This is a genomic window from Novosphingobium sp. KN65.2, from assembly GCF_001368935.1.
Taxonomy (GTDB): Bacteria; Pseudomonadota; Alphaproteobacteria; order Sphingomonadales; family Sphingomonadaceae; genus Novosphingobium; species Novosphingobium mathurense.
Genome location: NZ_CCBH010000126.1, coordinates 1 through 1,998 on the forward strand (window position 1 = coordinate 1; position 1,998 = coordinate 1,998).

Consider the following 1,998-nt stretch of genomic DNA (forward strand, 5'->3'; position numbering starts at 1 on the left):
CTTGGGGCCGACTGGGCCTATGTGAAGGCGGGCTACAGCAATGCCCGGCTGGAATATGAAGGAAGTGACGGTGAAGGCGGCCTGATCCGCGGTGGCGACAATGGTGACGGACTGCGTCTGGGCGCGGGGCTGGAATATCGGGTCGCCGAAAAGCTCTTTCTCAAGGGCGAGTATCGCTACACCAATTATGAGGCGGGCGTGTCGCGCCACCAACTGGTGACGGGCATCGGCCTGCGCTTCTGATCGCCCCGAAAATCGGGACTTTCGGGAAGGGGGTGGCTGTCGGGCCGCCCTCTTTTTGCGGCCGGCCGTGCCGCATGCGGGTTGTCACACTTTTGCAACACAAGCCCTGAAATTGATTGAAATAAAGGTCTTGCCCCTTTGCAAGTGAGTTTGGCGATCCTAGATGGCCACTGCGCTCTTGTGATGCAGAGGGGGCAGTTCCTCTCCGAAGTGTTGGAGAAGAATAAGCAGGAGGAAGTGTGATTATATTTCATATTTTCCTAGCATCAAACCTGAACGCTAGATGAACAATTAAGTCGTAGCGTCATAATAAATATGGAGGACTTTATGAAGACTGTGATTTTCGCAGCGATTGCTGCTGCCGCCGCCGTTTCTGCTCCCGCTTTCGCTCAGGATGCTGCGCCGTTCACCGGTCCGCGCGCTGGCGTCACCATGGGCTTTGACAAGGTGCAGGGCGAAGAAGGCTTCAGCTACGGCGTGACCGCCGGCTACGACCTTGCCGTTGCCAACCGCGTCACCTTCGGTCCGGAAGTTTCGTTCAGCGATTCGACCGTCGACGGCCAGGGCGTCGATGCCAGCCGCGATCTGGCTGCTTCGGTCCGTCTGGGTTATGTCGTGACCCCGAAGATCCTGGCGTTCGGCAAGGTCGGCTATGCGTCGAGCCGCATCGAAGTCGCTGGTGCCCACACCTCGCTCGAAGGCGTCCGCTATGGCGGTGGCGTGGAATATTCGGTGACCCCGAACACCTACATCTCGGCTGAATATCAGCGCACCGAATATGAAGATAATTTCGGTGGTCGCGACGCTGGCGTCGTCGGCATCGGCTTCCGTTTCTGATCCCTCTCGATCGGAACATGGAAAGGGCGGTCCATTCGGGCCGCCCTTTTTTTATGCGGGTAGCGGTGCCAGGTCGGGCGCGATCCATGCCCGCCGCGCGCTTGGGGTCATCAGCGTTTCGCGTGACCAATAAGCAAAGAGCCAATCCTTGTCGCCCAGCGGCGATGCCATCAGCGCTTCATAGGCATCGGCGGGCGTAACATCGCCGGGCAGCGTCGTCAGCAAGCGGCGGGCCATGTGCAGCGACGCCCGGGTGATGGTCTCATGATAGCCGCTGCTATCGCTGTTCACGCCGCCGACGCTCTCATTGTAGCGACGGATCATGCCCGGCATGTCAGCTTCGGTGTCCACATCGGGGCGGCGCAGCATCAGCCACAGGGCGGTTGCGAAATGTGCGCCATGGGTCCAGCGCGCCTTGGCCAGGGTGCAGGCACAAAAGTCCTTGCCCAGTGCATCGATCTCGTCATCGGTCATCGCCATCCCTCCCCCAGCCGTTCAGGCGTAAAGTGGCAGATATTCATAACCGCGTGCAATGTCCGGGGCGGTGTCGCCGCCATCCGCCTCTGCAATCATGCGCCGTGTTTCGGTGCGCAGCGAGACGATTTCGACATGCAACGGCTCCGTGGACGATGATGCCGGGCCGTCCATCACCGTGCGCAGGGCATCCAGCAAGTGCGCAGACTCCGGCTTCCAGATCGCATAGCCCTCATTGTTCAGCGCCGCCTGGTCGATTGCCAGCAGGGTCAGCAGCCGGGCCTTGCGGTCGACTTCGTCCATGCCCGCCGCGCGCGCGTCGTCGATCGCGGTTGCCGTAACGGGATCGGCGATGCCGGTCAGCGGATGAGAGAAGAGTGGGGTCTTGCCACCCCATGCATCGGACGGGCAGAGCTTTTCGGCCGGCTCTGTTGCAAACATGGG

General features: G+C 60.8%; 4 protein-coding genes. 2 read left to right on the plus strand and 2 right to left on the minus strand.

The genetic code is table 11. From position 1 onward, the window contains the following. On the plus strand, positions 1-243 hold a 243-nt coding region (locus SPHV1_RS04580), incomplete at its 5' end, for an outer membrane protein (RefSeq protein ID WP_156367247.1). Positions 244-570: 327 nt separating this feature from the next. After that, on the plus strand, positions 571-1,080 hold the full coding sequence (locus tag SPHV1_RS04585) for an outer membrane protein (protein WP_054944869.1): 510 nt from the start codon (positions 571-573) through the stop codon (positions 1,078-1,080). 51 nt (positions 1,081-1,131) lie between these two features. Here the strand turns inward: SPHV1_RS04585 and SPHV1_RS04590 are convergent, their stop codons facing one another. Beyond that, positions 1,132-1,554, minus strand: a complete 423-nt coding sequence (locus tag SPHV1_RS04590) for a hypothetical protein (RefSeq protein WP_054944871.1) — start codon at positions 1,552-1,554, stop codon at positions 1,132-1,134. Positions 1,555-1,575: 21 nt separating this feature from the next. Then, on the minus strand, positions 1,576-1,998 hold a 423-nt coding region (locus tag SPHV1_RS25380), incomplete at its 5' end, for a hypothetical protein (protein WP_197277643.1).